General features: G+C 72.3%; 15 protein-coding genes. 9 read left to right on the top strand and 6 right to left on the bottom strand.

Translation table 11 applies throughout. The features are described 5' to 3' along the window. Positions 1 to 14: 14 nt before the first annotated feature. The 4 genes from ORI60_RS13005 to ORI60_RS12990 all read left to right on the top strand — a co-directional run bounded on the left by ORI60_RS13005 (position 15) and on the right by ORI60_RS12990 (position 4,985). A complete protein-coding gene (locus tag ORI60_RS13005; RefSeq protein ID WP_266037438.1) occupies positions 15 to 2,057 on the top strand; it encodes a helix-turn-helix transcriptional regulator in 2,043 nt (680 codons plus the stop codon). A gap of 784 nt (positions 2,058 to 2,841) precedes the next feature. Next, the gene (locus tag ORI60_RS13000) at positions 2,842 to 3,966 is read left to right on the top strand and encodes a helix-turn-helix transcriptional regulator (protein WP_266037436.1); all 1,125 of its coding nucleotides are present in this window, start codon (positions 2,842 to 2,844) and stop codon (positions 3,964 to 3,966) included. Between the two features lie 126 nt (positions 3,967 to 4,092). Beyond that, positions 4,093 to 4,566: a TlpA family protein disulfide reductase gene (locus ORI60_RS12995; protein ID WP_266037434.1), complete on the top strand. Its 474-nt coding sequence runs from the start codon at positions 4,093 to 4,095 to the stop codon at positions 4,564 to 4,566. A 128-nt stretch (positions 4,567 to 4,694) separates the two neighbouring features. After that, complete coding sequence (locus ORI60_RS12990) at positions 4,695 to 4,985, top strand: HPF/RaiA family ribosome-associated protein (protein ID WP_266037433.1); 291 nt, start codon at positions 4,695 to 4,697, stop codon at positions 4,983 to 4,985. Between the two features lie 19 nt (positions 4,986 to 5,004). Here the strand turns inward: ORI60_RS12990 and ORI60_RS12985 are convergent, their stop codons facing one another. After that, positions 5,005 to 7,233, bottom strand: coding sequence for a PEP/pyruvate-binding domain-containing protein (locus ORI60_RS12985; protein ID WP_266037432.1), 2,229 nt, complete (start codon positions 7,231 to 7,233; stop codon positions 5,005 to 5,007). A 60-nt stretch (positions 7,234 to 7,293) separates the two neighbouring features. Between ORI60_RS12985 and ORI60_RS12980 the strand changes: the two genes are divergently transcribed. Continuing rightward, positions 7,294 to 7,641, top strand: coding sequence for a YciI family protein (locus tag ORI60_RS12980; RefSeq protein WP_266037431.1), 348 nt, complete (start codon positions 7,294 to 7,296; stop codon positions 7,639 to 7,641). Further along, a complete protein-coding gene (locus tag ORI60_RS12975; protein ID WP_266037430.1) occupies positions 7,641 to 8,837 on the top strand; it encodes an RNA polymerase sigma factor in 1,197 nt (398 codons plus the stop codon). Before ORI60_RS12980 ends, ORI60_RS12975 begins: the two co-directional genes overlap by 1 nt. Here the strand turns inward: ORI60_RS12975 and ORI60_RS12970 are convergent. Together ORI60_RS12970 and ORI60_RS12965 are read right to left on the bottom strand one after the other, a co-directional pair. Then, positions 8,778 to 9,335 (bottom strand): copper resistance CopC family protein, encoded by a 558-nt coding sequence (locus ORI60_RS12970; RefSeq protein WP_266037429.1) that lies wholly within the window; start codon positions 9,333 to 9,335, stop codon positions 8,778 to 8,780. The two genes, ORI60_RS12975 and ORI60_RS12970, sit on opposite strands and share 60 nt — an antisense overlap. Before the next feature lie 54 nt (positions 9,336 to 9,389). Further along, positions 9,390 to 10,562 (bottom strand): MFS transporter, encoded by a 1,173-nt coding sequence (locus ORI60_RS12965; protein WP_266037428.1) that lies wholly within the window; start codon positions 10,560 to 10,562, stop codon positions 9,390 to 9,392. Between the two features lie 121 nt (positions 10,563 to 10,683). Here ORI60_RS12965 and ORI60_RS12960 point away from each other — a divergent pair, with 121 nt between their 5' ends. Together ORI60_RS12960 and ORI60_RS12955 are read left to right on the top strand one after the other, a co-directional pair. Then, positions 10,684 to 11,079: an ATP-binding protein gene (locus ORI60_RS12960; RefSeq protein WP_266037427.1), complete on the top strand. Its 396-nt coding sequence runs from the start codon at positions 10,684 to 10,686 to the stop codon at positions 11,077 to 11,079. A gap of 82 nt (positions 11,080 to 11,161) precedes the next feature. After that, a complete protein-coding gene (locus ORI60_RS12955; protein WP_266037425.1) occupies positions 11,162 to 11,563 on the top strand; it encodes an ATP-binding protein in 402 nt (133 codons plus the stop codon). Here the strand turns inward: ORI60_RS12955 and bla are convergent. Next, positions 11,556 to 12,458 carry a class A beta-lactamase gene (gene bla, locus ORI60_RS12950; protein WP_266037424.1) on the bottom strand — a complete coding sequence of 301 codons (903 nt, stop codon included), beginning with the start codon at positions 12,456 to 12,458 and terminating at the stop codon, positions 11,556 to 11,558. The genes ORI60_RS12955 and bla overlap by 8 nt on opposite strands. Before the next feature lie 59 nt (positions 12,459 to 12,517). On the opposite strand from bla, the gene pdxY reads away from it, so the two are divergent. Next, on the top strand, positions 12,518 to 13,369 hold the full coding sequence (pdxY, locus tag ORI60_RS12945) for a pyridoxal kinase PdxY (protein ID WP_266037423.1): 852 nt from the start codon (positions 12,518 to 12,520) through the stop codon (positions 13,367 to 13,369). On the opposite strand, the gene ORI60_RS12940 is transcribed toward pdxY, so the two are convergent. Together ORI60_RS12940 and ORI60_RS12935 are read right to left on the bottom strand one after the other, a co-directional pair. Further along, a complete protein-coding gene (locus tag ORI60_RS12940; protein WP_266037421.1) occupies positions 13,347 to 14,015 on the bottom strand; it encodes a GntR family transcriptional regulator in 669 nt (222 codons plus the stop codon). The genes pdxY and ORI60_RS12940 overlap by 23 nt on opposite strands. A 10-nt stretch (positions 14,016 to 14,025) precedes the next feature. Further along, the gene (locus ORI60_RS12935; protein ID WP_266037420.1) at positions 14,026 to 17,538 is read right to left on the bottom strand and encodes a BTAD domain-containing putative transcriptional regulator; all 3,513 of its coding nucleotides are present in this window, start codon (positions 17,536 to 17,538) and stop codon (positions 14,026 to 14,028) included. Positions 17,539 to 17,560: the final 22 nt, after the last annotated feature.

The following is a 17,560-nucleotide window of genomic DNA, read 5'->3' as shown; positions in this document are numbered from 1 at the left end:
CTAGAATCGCGCGCATGTGGTGGTCGGTGGACTCGCGGACTCGCCTGGTGGGACGAGAGCGGGAACTGACCACCGTGCGACGGCTGCTGCGCCGGCACCGGCTGGTGACGCTCGTCGGGCCCGGCGGAGCGGGGAAGTCGAGGCTGGCGGCCGAACTGCGCCTCGGTGACGCCGTCGTCGAACTGGAGTCCGTGCGCCGGCCCGATCTGCTGTGGCACGTGATCGCGTTCTCGCTGAACGTGTGGGAGGAACCGGACTCGCCGCTGCACGAGACCGTGCGGCGCGCGCTGGCCGATCACCGCGTCCTGGTGCTGGACAACTGCGAGCACCTCATCCGCGAGGCCGCCTCGGCGGTGGCGGAGCTGCTGGCAGCGTGCCCGCGCCTGCGCGTTCTGGTGACCAGTCGCGAACCTCTCGACCTCGCCGGGGAGATGTGCGTCGAGATCGGGCCGCTGTCTCCGGCCGACGCGCGGCACCTGTTCGTGGAATGCGGTGGTGCTGTGGAGCTCGCTGACTCGGTGCGGGACCACCTGCCGCTGGCCATCGAACTCGCCGCGGCCCGCACCGACGTGCCCGCGCGCCACCGCACGCTCGACGCCGTGATCGGGTGGAGCTACGACCTGCTGTCACCGGCCGAGCGGTCCGCGTTGCGCAGGCTCTCCGCGCTGATCGGCGACTTCGACCTGAACCTGGCGGCCGCGGTGTGCGGCGAGGGGGCGGACGTCGTGCAGCTGATGGCCTCGTTGCGCGCCAAGTCCTTGGTTGTGCGCTCGCCGTCGTCGTCGAGCGCGCGGTTCCGGATGCTCGAGTCGATCCGCCTGTTCGGCCTGGCACGGCTGGAGGAGAGCGGCGAGGCGGAGACGACGTTCGACCTGCTGGTCGACTCGCTGACCGCGACGATCCGGTCCATCTCGGCGGCACCAGTGATCACGTCCGCCATGGACACGTGGCTGACGAGCCAGGAACACCAGCTGCTGCAGGCGGTGGAACGCGTGCCGCGCACCGACCCGCGCCACACGTGGCTCGTCGCGGGCGTCGTGCACGTCTGGTACCTGCACCGTTCCTACAGCGAGGCGTTGCGCATGGCCTCCACCGCCTTGGCGCACGGCCCGTTGACGTCGCACGCGGAGTTGCTGCTCTTCCGCGCGGCCTGGCTGGCCGGCTTCACCGGCGACGAGGTGGCCGCGCTGCGCTACGCGGAGGCACTGGTCGCGCATCCGGCCATGAGCCAACCGGCCTGGGAGGCCCGCGGGTGGAACACCCTGGGCTACGCGCGGGGGATCAACTCCGACCTCGCCGGCGCGCACACCGCCAACGAACGGTCGGTGGCGGCAGCGCGTTCCCTGGGCGACCCGGAACTGCTGATGACGTTCCTGAACAACCACGCCTGGCTCCTGATGCGCCTGGACGACCTGACCGCCGCCCTCGCGGCCGCGCTGGAGTCGCTGTCGCTCGGAGTCCTGGACGGCTTCCGCCTGATGGCCTCCCGGCACACCGCGGGCGTGATCGCGCTGGCCGCGAACGACGTGGACCAGGCCGAGCACCACTTCACGATCGCCCTGCAGGTGGGCGCCCCCGCGGCCGTCTCAGAGGCAGGCCTGCTCGAAGGACTGGGCATCGTGGCGGAGCACCGCGGCGACGCCGACCGAGCCGTGGTGCTGATGGCGGCCGCGGCCGCCACCCGCCGGACACGGGGCTCCCAGCAGGAGGAGCCCTGGAACCGCATGGTGGCGGACGCACGCGAACGAGCCCTGTCCTCCGCCGGCCCGAGGCGCGCGTCGCGGGCCTGGTCGCTGGGCGAGCGGCTCGACCACGCCGGACTGCTCGCGTACGTGAGCACGCCGCGGCAGGACGGACCGCTGACCGCGCGGCAGCGGGAGATCGCGGACCTCGTGGCGGATGGGCTGACCAACACCGAGATCGCGGTGCGGCTGGGGATCTCGGTCGCGACCGTGCGGTCGCACGTGACGCAGATGCTCTCGCGGCTGGGGTTGAGTTCGCGGACGCAGCTGGCGGCACGGACTGCACGGACGGCACGGACGGCGAGGGCGCGGTGAGCGCCGCATTTCCTGACGGTCGGGGGCCTGCTCCGCGGCGTGGTGGACCTGTCGGCGGCGTGGACGCGGTGGGCTGGGACGGCGGATGTGTTGGTGTGGGCGGGTGCGTCGGGTCTGCTGGTGGTGTGAGCAGCAGGGGAGACGCCGAGCGGTGTGTTGGACTTGTTGGCGTGAGCGGCCATGTCGGATCTGCCGGTGCTGCCAGCGGCAGGGAACACGCTGAGTGGTGTGTGGGCGTGGTGAGCGAATACGTCGGATTCGCCGGTGCCGCCAGCGGTGGGGAACACGCTGAGCGGAGCGTCGGACTCGTGGGCGTGATGCGCGGCTACGTCGGGCCTGCCGGTGGTGCCAGCGGTAAGGGACACGCTGAGCGGAGCGTCGGATGTGGTGGCGTGGGTGCGGTGAACGGGTGCGCCCGATCTGCTGGTGATGTCAGCGGTGGCGAACATGCTGAGTGGGGAGGCCGCTCTACTGGCGGCGGCGCCGTGGTGAGCCGAGGTGCCGGAGCTGTCGGTGGCGTGGGTGAGGTGAGTTGGCGCGGCGGCGTCGGCACGGTGAGCCGAGTTGCCGGACCTGCCACTGGCTTCGGCGCGGTGATCCGGGTGTCGGACCTGCCGGCGGTGAGCGGGTGCGCCATACCGGCCCGCAAGGCTGATGGCGTCGGCACGATGAGCCGCAGTGTCAGACCTGCTGGCTACGGTGGGACGCGGGGGACCCAGACCCGAAGGGGACCCCTGCGCGAGCCTGCCCAGCGGAGCCCAGGCGGTGCGAAGGCGGGTGCCCCGTGACGTGTGAGGAGTGCGGCGCTGGCCTGACCACCACCGCCAAGTACTGCTCCGGCGCGTGCCGTCAGCGCGCCTACCGCAGGCGGGCCCGCGACGTCGCCCCCGCCTCGCCGCGCCTCGACACCTTCGCGGGCCGCACCACGGAGCTGGCCGAGCTCACCACTCTGCTGGGGCGCAACAGGATCGTCACCGTGACCGGGCCGCCCGGGGTCGGCAAGTCGCGGCTCGTGCACGAGGTGATCGCGAACCGGCAGCACGTGCTGGTGGTCGAGCTGGCGGAGGCCGGCAGGGTTCTGGACCTCCTCGCCGGGGCGCCGCGGCCCGGACTGCTGGTGCTGGACGGGTGCGAGCACGTGCTGGACGGCTGCGCGGACCTCATCGCCGCGCACCCGTCGCTTCGCGTCCTCGCCACGAGTCATCAGGCGCTGAACGTGCCGGGGGAACAGGTGTACCGGCTGAGGCCTCTCGGTGCGCGCGACGCGAAGCGGTTGTTCGGCGACCGGGCGGTGGCGGTCGACAGCGAGTTCGACGAGAACGCCCCGCTGCTGGACGTGGTGTGCGCGCGGCTGGACCGGTTGCCGCTGGCGCTCGAACTGGCGGCGCGGCTGGTGCGGGTGCTGACGCTGGAGGAGATCGTGGCGCGGCTGGACGACCGGTTCGCCGTGCTCACCACGGGGCCGCGGGACGCTCCGGCGCACCACCGGTCGTTGCACGCCGCGTTCGACCGCGGCTACGAGTTGCTGACCGAGGCCGAGAAGATCGCGCTGCACAAGTTCGCGCTGATGCCCGGCTCCGTCGAGCAGGAGGTGGCGGAGCGGCTGCGGTCGCGGTCGCTGCTCGAACCCGACTTCACGATGCTCGAGTCGGTCCGGCAGTTCGCGTTGCCCGGCGTGTCCGTCACGGCGCCGCGCCCGCAGGCCGAACCGGAGGAGGCCGCGCTCTCGTGGCGTGACGAACGGCTGCTGCGCGTCGCCGCGATGGTCGCGGAAGGGCTGACTAACAAGCAGATCGCGGACGGGCTGCACGTGTCGCTGCGGACCGTGGAGGCGGACGTGCGCGATCTCAAGTCCGTGCTGGGCGTGCGGTCGCGCGCCCAGATCGCCGCCTGGACCACGCGGGCGTGACCTCCTCGGCGAGCCGAGTGATCAAGACACCGGCGGAGCCGGACACCGCGGTCTTCCGCCGCGGGGCAGGCCGGTGAACCGGAGGCGGTGCGAGGCCGTACGCCCGGACAGGAGGTGAGGGGCCGAATGCGCATCCTCGGAGTGCTGCTAGGGATCCTGCTGCTCACCGGCTGTGCGGAGAAGACGCCGACGCCGGAGAAGTTCCAGTTCACCGCCAAGACCCTGGAGGGCGCGGAGTTCCGCGGCGACAAGCTGGTCGGCCAGCCCGCCGTGCTCTGGTTCTGGACGCCGTGGTGCCCGGCGTGCAACGCCGAGGCGGAGACGGTCGAGGCGGTGGCCAAGCGGCACGGCAAGGTCCAGTTCGTCGGTGTCGCCGCGGAGGACCAGCTCGACGCGATGAAGAAGTTCGTGAGCGACCACGGGATGTCCGCCTTCCCGCACCTGGCGGACCTGGACGGCGCGGTGTGGAAGCGGTTCGGCGTCACCGCGCAGCCGGCGTTCGCGTTCGTGGGCGTCAACGGCTCCGTGGAGATGCTCACCGGCTCGCCCACCGAGGAGCAGCTCGACCAGCGGGTCTCCTCCCTGGTGCCGAAGACCTGATCACGTCGTCCTCTCGGCACAAAGTCCCTGCGCCGTAGGGACTTACGCCCGGTTCGGCGTCGCGATCGGACTCGTATCCTCGAAGCGGCCGCGCGGCGGTGCCGCACGGCTCGAGGAGGCAGGTGTCGATGGACTACATCCAGGTCTCACTCGCGGACGCCATTCCAGAGCAGGCCAGGGACTACGCGTCCGCGCGGATCGGCTCGCTGGACCGCTACGCACCGGACCGCGTCGACTTCGCCTGGGTCAACCTGACCTCGGACAAGTCCGTGATCCACGCGCACGCCCGGCTCGACCTGAAGTGGGTCGAGGTGCAGGCCTACGCGGACGGCGACACCGTCACCGAGGCCATCGACCTGGTGAGGGAACGCATGCGCCGCCAGCTCGTCTCGATGCAGGGCGTGCCGGCGCACAACTGATTGCGGCCCACCACGGGCTTCAGCGCACCTTCCGCACGGTGCCCCGCACGCCGTCGACCCGGACGACGTCTCCCGTGGCGATGCGGGTCGTCGCGTTGCCGCAGCCCACCACCGCCGGGATGCCCAGCTCGCGCGCCACGATCGCCGCGTGCGACAGGGGCGCGCCGACGTCGGTCACGACGGCCGCGGCGCGGGTGAACAACGGCGTCCAGCCGACGTTCGTCACCGAGGTCACCAGGACCTCGCCGGGTTCCAGCGTCCCGCCGTCGTCGATCCTGGTGAGCACGCGGGCCACTGCCTCGACCACACCCGCCGAGCCGGGGAACCCGGTGACGTCCGGCGGCATCGGCACGTCCGAGGTCGCGTCGTGGAAGTCGGCCCGCCGGTCCGGAGAGGCGGCCCAGGACTCCGGGTCGAACCGGCCGCGGATCACGGCCGGGTAGGGCGGCAGCGCGCGATAGCGCTCATAGGCCTGCCGTTGAGCGGGAACGCGGTCCAGCAACGAGGTCTCGCCGCCCAGCACGCGCAGCACGTCGTCGATCGGCAGGAAGAACAGGTCGTCCCCGGACGACGTCAGCTCCCCGGCCCGCAGCACGAACGCCCGCATCACCCAGAACACGCGCACCATCTCGGACCGCGCCTGTTCCCTGGCCCGCGCACCGGCACCGATGCGCTCCAGCCGCCGCTCGATGCGGCGTGCTCGTCGCGGGTGCGCCGCCACCAGCCGGTCCCAGGCGGCCGCCCGCGCCGCCGCCTGCCGCTCCAGCAACGCGACGGGGTCCGCCAGCGCGTCCAGCTGCGCCGCGAGCCACTCCGGCGACTCGGCGGGACGCGGCTGGCAGATCTCGAACTCGTCGTGGGACCGGTGCCCCCACTCCTGCGCGTACTCCTCCCAGCTCAGCTCACCCGAGCGCACCCGCGCCAGCCCGATCAGCGGCCCCACGCTCGACAGCCCGGCGCCCGTGTGGAACCCGGTCATCAGCGTGGCCGCGTCCTCCTCGCCCACCAGCGCCACGAGCTCGCGCCGCACCGCCGCCCGCCCGCCTCCGGCCATCCGCGCGCCGGCGTCGAGGATCGGGCACACGAACCGCAGCAGCTGGTCGAGGTCGTCGCGCCACAGGGCGAGCAACGCCTCCGGCGTGGCACACGCGGCGATGGCCCGTCGTGCGGCGGTGCACCGCGCGGGGTTGTCGCGGACCAGCCGGGGCAGCCGCGTCCGGTACAGGAGCTGCTGCCTCACCGGGCCGCTCGCACTCCGCAGCACCGCGCCGAGGATCGCCGCCCGCGACATCGGCAGCGGCGGCACGGTCACGCCGGCCGGGATGCGCCCGAACGTCTCCTCACCGGCGCGCAGCATCTCGTCGGCCTTGCCCACGGCCGCGCCGAGCGCGGTGTAGGTGCTGATGTTGAGGTAGAAGCGGCCGCCGATGTTGCCGGAGATCCGGTGCGGCCCGATCGCCGTGCCCGACAGCTCCTTCACCAGCGACCACGTCACCGGCGTCATCACCTCGGGGATCGCCTCGCCGACGTTGCCGTTGGACCACAGGTAGTCGCCGTCGAGCGTGTCGTTCCACTCGACGCGCAACGACGTGATCGGCCGCGCCTGCAGGATCTGGAACCCGCCGCCGGCCAGCGCCCACTCGATGTCCATCGGCGTGCCGTACAGGGCCTCGATTCGCGCACCCAGCGCGACCAGCGAGGCCTTCTGATCGGCGGACAGCACGTCGGCCGGGTTCCCGGCTCCGCTGACGAGCGCCTCACCGAGCCCGCGGACCGCGTTGACGACCGGCTCGGCCCGCCCCGTCACCGGGTCCGCGGTGAACAGCACGCCGGAGACCTCGGCGGGCACCATCCGCTGCACGACGACCGCCATCTCGGCCGAGCCGACGCCGTTGTGCTCGCGGTAGGCGACGGCGCGGTCGCAGCGCAGCGAGTCCCAGCACCGCAGGACCGCGTCGAACAGCCCGTCCTCGGTCACGTTCAGCACCGTGTCGTGCTGGCCCGCGAACGACAGCCCGGGCAGGTCCTCCGCGGTCGCCGACGACCGCACCGCCACCGGCCCGCCGAGCGCGCGGAACGCCTCCAGCAGCCCTTCCATCGACCGCTCGCGGTAGGCGCGGGTCGTGAGGTGGAACCCGGCCGGTACCGGCAGGCCCGCGCGGACGAGCCTCGCCAGCGACTCGCCCTTGCCGCCGGCCACGGCCAGCACGGCCCGCGGGTCGTCGAGCGGGAGGATCAACCCGATCATGTCGCCATGGTCGTCGAAACGGGCCCGCGCCGTTCGTACAAAGGGTGAAAGGAGACCACCATGACGCAGAAGTACCTGCTCAGCATCTACCAGCCCGACGGTGAGGTCCCGCCGCCCGAGGTGCTCGAGCCGATCATGACGAAGCTCGCCGAACTGAACGAGGAGATGCGCGCGAAGGGCGCCTGGGTGTTCGCCGCCGGCCTGCACCCGCCGTCGACCGCGACCGTGCTCACGGCGAAGGACGACGACGTGCTGATGACGGACGGTCCGTTCGCCGAGGGCAAGGAGCACATCGGCGGCTTCACGGTCATCCAGGCCGCCGACCTCGACGAGGCGCTCGAGTGGGGCCGCCGGCTCGCGGGCGTGCTCAGCCCGTTGTCGATCGAGGTCAGGCCCGTCGCGTCCTGATGGTCGAAGAGGTCTTCCGGGCCGAGTACGGCCGTGCGGTGTCCGTCCTGACCCGTCTCCTCGGCGACATCGACCTCGCCGAGGAGGCGGTGCAGGACGCCTTCGCCACGGCCGTGCTCCGGTGGCCGGTCGAGGGCGTCCCGCCGGCTCCGGCCGGGTGGATCATCACGACCGCCCGCAACCGCGCGATCGACCGGGTGCGCCGGGAGGCCAAGGGCCAGGAGAAGCACGCGCAGGCGGCACTGCTGCACCACGAACCGGAAGAACAGGAGGTGGGGGACGTGCCCGACGACCGCCTGCGGCTGATCTTCACCTGCTGCCACCCGTCCCTGGCGTTGCCCGCCCAGGTCGCGCTGACGCTGAAACTGCTCGGCGGCCTGACGACGGCGGAGATCGCCAAGGCGTTCCTGGTGCCGGAACCCACGATGGCGCAGCGGATCGTGCGCGCGAAGGGCAAGATCCGCGCGGCCCGCATCCCGTACCGGGTGCCCCGCGACGCCGACCTGCCCGACCGGCTGAAGGCCGTGCTCGCCGTCGTCTACCTGATCTTCAACGAGGGCTGGCTCGACCGGGCGGCGCTCGCGGAGGAGGCGATCCGGCTCGGCCGGGTGCTCGCGGCGCTCATGCCGGACGAACCCGAGGTGTGGGGGCTGCTCGCGCTGATGCTGCTCGTCGCGTCCCGGCGCGAGGCGCGGCTGCGCGACGGCCGGATCGTGCTGCTCCAGGACCAGGACAGGGCGCTCTGGGACGCGGACCTGGTGCGGGAGGGGCAGGACCTCGTGCGGCGCTGCCTGCGCTGGAACCGGCCCGGTCCGTACCAGGTCCAGGCCGCGATCAACGCCGTGCACAGCGACCCGCCGAGCGACTGGCACCAGGTCGTCGCCCTCTACGACCAGCTGATGGCGTTGACGCCGAGCCCCGTCGTGGCCCTGCACCGCGCCGTCGCCCTGGCCGAGACGGAAGGCCCGGAACGGGCGTTGCTGGAGGTCGACGCGCTCGACCTCGACCGCTACCACCTGTTCCACGCCGTGCGCGCGGACCTGTTGCAGCGGCTCGGGAAAGATCCGGCGGCGGCACTGGAGGCCGCGCTCGACCGGGCTGGACACCCGGCCGAACGCGCGCTCCTGAGCGAACGGCTACGGGGTCTCCGGCTTGCGGCGGCGGACCAGGAGGATCGCGCCGACGACGACCGCTAGCCCGATCGCGATCCACACCCAGACCGGTACGCCACCGGACTCGGAGGACGCGGCCGGCGGGGGAGTGTTCGACACCGGCGCGCTCGGCGTCACCGACGACGGCGGGGCACTGGCCGACGTGGACTGCGCCACGACGGTCATCGTGAAGCCGAACGTGCCGTTGACGGTGTCGCCGTCGTCGGACTTGGCCGACCAGGCGACCGTGTGCGCGCCGGACTTGGCCGCCGCGGTGTCGATCTTCGCCGTGATCGTCCTGTCGACGGCCTGCACCTGGGTGACCGGCAGCTTGGTGCCGTCGGCCGCCGTGACGGTGACCGCGTCCCCGTCCGGCAGCTGGACGGGCGCGCTGAACACCAGCTCGACCTGCTCGGGCGGGGCCGCCAGGGCCGCGCCGGACGCCGGATTGCTGCTCTTGAGCTCGGCGTGGGCCTGCGCGGGGACGGCCATGGCCATCGCGGCGAGCAGTGCCAGTACGAGCACGCTTAGGTAACGCGTCACGTGCGCAGCGTAGTGGCTTTGTCGATCAGTCCGGCAGCCTCGATCCGCACGGCCTCAGGCCACCGGCCGGGGGACCCGCGGTGTCACGGGGACGAACGACAAAGCGGTCGCGACGACCGCGGCCACCGCGGCGGCGAGCACGGGCAGGACGGGCTCCACCTCGTACAGCAGCGCGCTCAGGATCGGCGCGACGACGAACGTCAGCCCGCTCGTGGTGGTCACCAGCCCGGCGATCAGCCCCTGGTGCCGAGGCCCGACGCCGAGCGAGGCCGCCGCGGTGAACCCGGTGAGCGCGAGACCGACGCCGACGGCCACCACCAGGAACGCCAGTGCCATCAACGCGGAGGACGGCGCCACCGCGAGCAGTGCGTACCCGGCCACCGAGACGGGGGAGCCGATCCGCATCAGCCGGGCCGGGGACCACTTCAGCAGCGGCACGAGCAGCCCTTGCGTCAGCACGAGCCCGATGACGGAGGCGAACAGCACGCCCTCGGCGCTGCCCGTGGTCTCTCGCAGTCTCTCCGCGGAGAGGTACACGACGACGACCTGCGCCATCCCCAGTGACAGGTGCAGGAAGAAGCCGGTGCCGAAGGCGGGCACCAGCAGCAGCGGCTGGGTCCGCACCGGTTCCTCCGCCTGCGGGGCGAGAGGCTTCACGGTGACGAGGACCAGGAGCGAGAGCAGCAGAGCGATCACGGGCGCGACGTACAGCGGCAACCACAGGGACCCCACCGCGAGCGCGCCGCCGACGACCGGGCCGATCACACCGCCGAGGCTCTGAGCGGCACCGACGAAGCCCATGGCTCGGGTGCGCGCCGTCTCGCCGCGGGTGGAGAGACCCGCGACGGCGAGCGCGGTGACGAGCACCGCGGCGAGGCCCGCGCCGAACAGCACGGAGCGGAACACCAGCACCAACGCGAACGCCAGGTCCGGGGTCAGCGTCTCGTCGAGGCCGAACGCGACCGCCGCCGCGAAACCGGCGGGCCCGGCCACGCTCAGCACGAGCCCGGCGAACAGCACGGGACGCGGTCCCGCGGCGTCGAACAGCAGTCCCCAGAGCACGCTCGCCACGGTGATCGTCACGGAGGTGACAGTGAACACCAGGCTCAGCTGGAACGCGCTGAGCGCGAGTGCGCCGGTGAGCGGGCCGACGACGCCGGTGAGCATCTGGTGCACCGAGTACATGACCAGCAACGCGGCCAGTAACGGCGTCAAGGACCTGGGCATGCTCTTCCCCCTGGATTCGCGGCGGAGCAGTGAGGGTAGTTCAAGTTGATGAACGATTGGTTTGGCGGCGGATGCACCCGGGTAACCCGCGCCCGAACTGATCATCTGACCGAGGAGCGGTTTGGCTCGCGACCAGGCAGCCAGGACGGGCGAGGCGGCGGATCTGCCCCTGGGCAGGCAACGACCGTCCCTTGCGGCCGTCCGCCGCTGGGTACGGCTGGAGTTGACGGGTGAGGACACCGACGCCGTGGCCGACGTGTTGCTGGTGGTGAACGAACTGGTCAGCAACGCTTACCGGTACACCTCGGAACCGTCGTTCTTGCGCGTGGTCGTCGAACAGCACAAAATCCGGATCGAGATCGCGCACGACGCCCGTGCCCATCCGCCGTTGCGCAAGGTGTCCCGTCCGCAGCGCGGGTACGGCCTGGTCCTGGTGGCCCGGCTGTCCGACCGCTGGGGTGTGGACAGGGCTCACGGCGGCACCGTGGTGTGGGCCGTTCTTCCGAGGGAAGCGTGATGGAAGGCCGGCAGGTTTCGATCTGTGCGCTCTGGGGTACCGAGGCTCGTGCCTTGAAACAACAGGGCGCGGGGAGATGCTGATGGGTATTGCAGGACGGTCCACCGAACGACTGGACCTCGTCCTACCGGAGGGTGTTCTGCCGCTCGCGAACGTGCGCGCGGAAGTTCGTCGTCTCCTGAGGGGAATGCACGAGAACGTCGTGGTCGACGTGATGGTGGTGGCCACGGAACTCGTGAGCAACGCCTACCACCACGCGGCCCCGCAGCGACGTGCGCGCATTCTGTGCCTTCCGGAGCGCGAGGTGGTGAGGGTCGAGGTCGACGACGGGACGCCCGGCCGGTTCCCGCAACTCGGGCGGATGGGGTTCCTCGGACGCAGGCAGCGGGGTTTGTTGCTGGTCAACGGCCTGGCGCAGGTGTGGGGGCACAACCGGTTCCCGGACTCCAAGACCGTGTGGGCGGACGTGTCGTCCGTCAGGTGAGGGTCTTGACGACGTAGGCGGCGGCTTCGGCGACGAGTGCCTCGTCGTGTTCGGCGTCCGCTGCGGACTTGCTGGACATGACCGCGATCAGGATCGGCTGCCGGTTCGGCTGCCACACGACCGCGATGTCGTTGACCGTGCCGTGCCCGCCCGTGCCGGTCTTGCTCGCGACCCTGCTGCCCGCCGGTACCCCGGCCCGGACGCGCTTCGCCCCGGTGACCGAGCGTTCCAGCAGGCCGGTCAGGAAGTCGCGCTTCGCCGGTTCGAGGGCGTCCCCGAGCACGATCCGCTGGTAGTCCGTGCCGAGCGAGCGCGGGGTGGCGGTGTCGCGCGGGTCGCCGGGCGTGGCCGAGGTGATGTCGGGCTCGACGCGGTCCATGCGGGTCTCGGTGTTGCCGAGCTCGCGCAGGTACCTCGTCAGCTCCGCCGGGCCGCCGAGGTCGCGCAGCAGCAGGTTGCCCGCCGTGCCGTCGCTGTGGCGGACCGCGGCGTCGCACAGGTCGCGCAGCTTCATGCCCGTCCGGACGTTCTGCCTCGTGACGGCCGAGCTCTTCATCAGCTCGGCCTCGGTGTACGTGACCACGGTGTCCAGATGCGACATCGGGTTGCGGTGCAGCACGGCCGCCGCCGCGAGGCCCTTGAACGTCGAGCAGAACGCGAACCGCTCGTCCGCCCGGTGCTCGATCGTGCTGCCGCTGTCGCTCATCGCGTAGACGCCCAGCCGTGCGCCGAACTTCTTCTCCAGCTCGAACAACGCGTCGTGCCGCACGGGCGCCGCGCTCGTCGTCGTGGCCGGTGGCGGTGTGGTGCCGGCCGGAACCGTCTCCTGTGGAGTCGCGCACCCGGCGAGCGGGAGCAGGGCGAAGGTCTTCAGCACAGTGCGTCGGGCGGCCACCCGTTCACACTATGCGGTCTCGGTGAGGCGCCCGGGACCTGGCGTTCTAGGGTGGACGGATGAAGGTTCTGTCCATCCAGTCCGTGGTCGCCCACGGCCACGTCGGGAATTCCGCGGCCGTGTTCCCGCTGCAGCGCATCGGGGTCGAGGTCGTCCCGATCCCCACGGTGAACTTCTCCAACCACACCGGGTACGGCGCCTGGCGCGGGCCGCTCATCCCGCCGCCGGACGTGGCCGAGATCCTGCTCGGGGTGGAGGAACGCGGGGTGTTCGGGCAGGTCGACGCCGTCCTGTCCGGCTACCAGGGTGGCACGGGCATCGCCGATGTGATCATCGACGCGGTGCGCAGGGTGAAGGCCGCGAACCCGGCGGCGCTCTACGCGTGCGACCCGGTCATGGGCAACGCCAAGTCCGGGTGCTTCGTCGCGCCCGAGATCCCCGTGCTGCTGCGCGACCGGGTCGTGCCGGTGGCCGACATCATCACCCCGAACCAGTTCGAGCTGGGCTTCCTCACCGGCACCGAGCCGGCGGGTCTCGAGGAGACGCTGGCCTCGGCCGACCTCGCCCGCGCCATGGGCCCGTCGACCGTGCTGGTCACGAGCGTCGAACGGCCCGACCGGGAGGAGGGCACGATCGAGATGCTCGTCGTGGACGCCGCCGGGGCGTGGCTCGTGACCACCCCGCACCTGCCGTTCAAGGCGAACGGGTCCGGCGACGTCACGGCCGCGTTGTTCACCGCCCACTACGTGGAGACCAAGGACGCGGCGGTGGCGCTGGAGCGCACCGCGTCCAGCGTCTTCGACCTGATCGACCTGACCTACCGCTCCGGTGAGCGCGAGCTGCGGCTGGTGCAGGCCCAGGAGTTCTACGCGTCGCCTCGGATGCAGTTCAAGGCCGAGCAGGTGCGCTGAGCCGCGGGCTCTGCATCGTGAGGCGCGCGCGGTCGCCGCGCAGGACGGCCCACGACCGTTCGACCGGCGCACCGCGGTGGTCGTGGCCGAGCCACGCGACCGACAGCAGCGGTGTGGCGGGGCGGACGTCGAGCAGTCCGGCGACGCGAGGGGTGGCCAGAGCGGTGGTGCACCAGGGACACACCTCGCCGAACCGGACCTCGTAGGCGTCGGAGAGGAACCGCCGCAGCGGGGTCGTGCGGTCGTAGCGCTCGGCGAAGCCGGGGAAGCGGGACGCACGCAGGCAGGCCGACCGCACGCCGACCGGTTCGTCCCCGCGCACGAGGACCGACTCGACGTTGACCACGTCCTGCCCGATGGTTCTGACCACGACCTGTTCACGCGCGGCCAGGTCCTGCACCAGCGCGTCGAGGCCGATCCGGTGGATCCGCCCGCGGGGCGCGACGGCCGTGCCCTGCCGGCCCGCCCCGCGGACGAGCCTGCCCTCCAGCACGAGCTCGTCCAGCGCCTTGCGGATGGTGGTGCGGGACATGCCGAACACGTCCGAGAGCTCGCGTTCCGGAGGGAACGGGGTGTTGTCGGGCAGCTCGTTCACCAGGTCGAGCAGCCGGGTCTTGGCCTGGTAGTAGCGCGGGGTCGCGGGCACGCCCCGGACGCTATTTCCGTCCGATAACCAGCGACTCATCGCCCGCGTCGGGCTCGGAGCCGATCTCCCGGTAGATCCGGAGGGCCTCCCGCCGGTCACCGCGGAGGTAGGCGACGGCGGCGTCCTTCCAGCGCGACCAGGACACCCCGTCGAGGCAGTCCGGGCCGTGGCCCGCGGCGGCGAGGACGATCGGCAGGTCGACGCCGATCGGGCCGGTGATCTGGCGGCCGGGCAGCAGGGTGAGCAGCTCGCCGACCTCCGCCGGGCCGCCGTGGTGGAGCGCGATGCGGGCCTTGAGCGTCAGCGGGTGCTGCAACTCGCCGGGATGGCCCTTGCTCCTCGCGAGCTCCAGCGCCCGGTCCGCGTCCAAGGCGGCCCCGCCGAGATCACCGGTCAGCAACCGGACGCGGCTGCGAGCGGCGTGCAGGTGGGACTGGCCGGGGGAGCGGGCGAGAGACTCGTCCAGCTGCTGGAGGGCCTCCGCGTACCGGCCGTCCCACAGCAGGTCCAGGTAGCTGGACGAGTCGAGCCAGGTGATCGTGTCGTCGTCGCCGTGCCGCCGGGCGGCCACCCGTGCTTCGGCTCTCACCGCGAGCCGCTGCCCGACGTCACCGAGCACGGCGTAGGCGGTGCCCGTGTTGAACAGGCACAGGCTGGGCGAGACGCCGGCCGTTCTGCGCTCGGCCACGGCCTGGCGCAGGTCGCCGACGCCGTCCGGGTCGCCCTGCTTGACCCTGGCGAGGCCCAGGGCTTCCAGCGCGATGGCCCGCTCCACGCCCGTGGCGCCGCGCAACGCCTCCCGCGCGGCGCTGATCGCGTCGTCCAGCCTGTCCACGAGCGTCAGGGAGTGCGCGAGGTACGCCCGCACACCCGACACCCGCTCGTCGGGCCCGGCCAGCGCGAGGAACTCGATCGTGCGGTCGAGGTGCCGTTCGGCCGCCGCGTGGTCGCCCCGGTGCCAGGTGGCGCGCCAGGCCGCCCGGGAGGCCTCCGCCGCGCCCGCGAAGTCCTGGGCGCCGAGGTGCAGCTCGACGGCTTCGGCCAGTTCCCCGAGTCCTCCACCGCTCGCCGCGAGGCTCGATCCCAGCAACGTGAGCAGACCGGCCTTGTCGGGATGACCGGGCGGGCAGACCGCCAGAGCGGCGCGGTAGCACCGGATCGCGGTGTCCCCGGCGGCCAGCGAGGTGGCCCTGCGGCCCGCGTCGGTGAGAGCCGTCCTCGCCTTCCTGCCCATGATGTCGCACGGCTTCCCGGAGGCCTCGGCGATCCACACCGCCTCCTGGAAGTGGTGCGCCAGCAGGGGAACGTGCTCCAGCGGCAGCGCCCGCACCCACTCGGCCGCGTGGTAGTGCTTCATCGCCTTGGTGCCACGCGGAACCCGGTCGTAGGCGACGTCGCGCACCAGCACGTGGCTGAACGCGTACTCGTTCTCACCGAAGACCCTGCTGGCCTGGCGCTTCAGGAAGTCCCGCTGTGCCAGCACCTCCAGGCAGCGCGTGACCTCGGCGGGGTCTCGTTCCGCGACGACCGCGACCGCGCCCGGCCAGACCGCCGGACCGATCACCGCGGCGTCCTGCAACACGGACCTCTCCAGCGGTGGCAACGAGTCGAGCCTCGCGCCGATGACGGTCTGCACCGTCTCCGGGAGGGCGTCCGGGGCACCGTCGCGGAGCATCCGGACGTACTCGGCGGCGAAGAGCGGGTTGCCCGCCGCCCGTCGCAACAGCGTCCGCAAGTCCGCCACGACGTCGTGGCGGTCCATCAGCGTTTCGAGCAGGTGTGCGGTGTCCTCTTCGGACAGTGCGCCGAGCGTGATCGACTCGCCGCGGACAGGTGGGCCCGGGCGTGCGGTGAGGAGCACCAGCAACGGCACGTCGTCCGCGGTGTCGGCCAGCCCGTGCAGGAAGCCGAGCAGCAGCTCGTCGGCCCAGTGCACGTCCTCGACGACCACCACCAGCGGCTCCTCCGCGAGGTGCTCGACCAGCCTGCGCCACGCCATCAGCGCGTCGGCGCCCTGCGGGCCCGCTCCGGCCAGCGCGCAGAGCTGGGTGACGAGCCACGGGTCGTCGCTGATCGCCTGGATCTTGGCGGTGACCGCGGCGGCGTCGTCGGTGTCGAAGATCTGCGCGTGGCTCCGCACGATCTCCGCCAGCGGGGCGAACACGTCGTCGCGCGCGAACGGGGGCGTGCGGCCGGTGAGCGTCCGGCGGCCCGTGGCGAACTCCCGGACGAGCCTGCTCTTGCCCACGCCCGGCTCACCGACCAGCGTGATCGTCCTCGGCCGATTCGTCGCCCTGACCTGCTCGTACGCCTCGACGAGCAGGGCCATCTCCTGCGCGCGGCCCACGAACGGCGCGTCGTCCCCGGTCGGCGTGAGCGCTCGTTCGGTCACCGGGCACGTGGCGACCTCGCCCTTCGCGGTCCCGGCGAGCAACCGCAGACCGGCGTCGAGCACCGTACCGCCGACCTCGACGCGATCGCCGGACGTCACCAGCGCGGGCCCGGTGGACACCGCGGCGGCCGCCGGATGCTCGCCGGTGATCTCGAACGCGGCGCGCACGGCCCGTGCGGCGTCGTCCTCGCGGTTGACCGGCGCCCCGAACGCCGCGCAGACCGTCGAGCCGAGCGTCGTGACGGTGGTGCCGCCCAGGTCCTCGACGTGCCTGAGCACTCGTGCGACCGCGGTCTCCAGCCGTTCGTCGGCGGCCTCGTCCGCTCCCGGCAGTTCCAGCCGGACGACGAGGACGCTCACCTTCTTGCGTTCCAGCACGGTCGTCGTGGGCGACGCCGTGGCCGCGAGCGCCGGGTCCTGGGTGAGGATCGCCCGTTCCAGGCGGGCCAGTTCGGGCCCGGGATCGATGCCGAGCTCGGCGGCGAAGCGTTCGCGGGCGGCACGGAAGACCGCGAGCGCGTCGGCCTGCCTGCCGGACCGGTACAGCGCGAGCATCAGCTGGCCCCGCAGGCGTTCGCGCAGCGGGTGATCGCGCACCAGCGCCTCGAGTTCCGCGATCACCTCGCGATGGCGCCCGCACGCCAGCTCGGCGTCGAACCTGTCCTCCACCGCCCCGTCGCGCAGGTGCGTGATCTCCACCAGCGCCGGCCACGTGACGCCGTCCGCCGCCAGGTCCGCGAGCACGGGCCCGCGCCACAACGCCAGCGCGTCCCGCAGGATCGCGGCGGTCTGCTCCGGCCCCGGCGCGGCCGAGGCGCGGTGGAGGGCGGCGCGGAACCGGTGCAGGTCAACGCGATCCGGTTCCACGCGCAGCAGGTAGCCGGGCTTGCGGGTGACGATGTCGAGCCCGGCCTTGCGCAACGCCGACACGACGTTGAGCAGGATCCCGCGTGCCGTGGGCGGATGCCCGTCAGGCCACAGCGCCGCCGTGAGCTCGCTGATCGACACCACGCGGCCCGCGTTGAGCAGCAGGAGCCCCAGCGCCGCCCGGCGGGTGAACCCGCCAACCCGCAGCTCCCTGCCGTTCACGCGGACCTGCAGGGGACCGAGTACCGCGAACTCGACAGACATCGGTCCGGACCCTACCGCCGAT

Origin of the sequence: Lentzea sp. NEAU-D7 (assembly GCF_026242055.1) — a bacterium.
In the GTDB taxonomy this organism is placed as follows: domain Bacteria; phylum Actinomycetota; class Actinomycetes; order Mycobacteriales; family Pseudonocardiaceae; genus Lentzea.
This window is presented reverse-complemented; position numbering and strand designations above follow the sequence as displayed.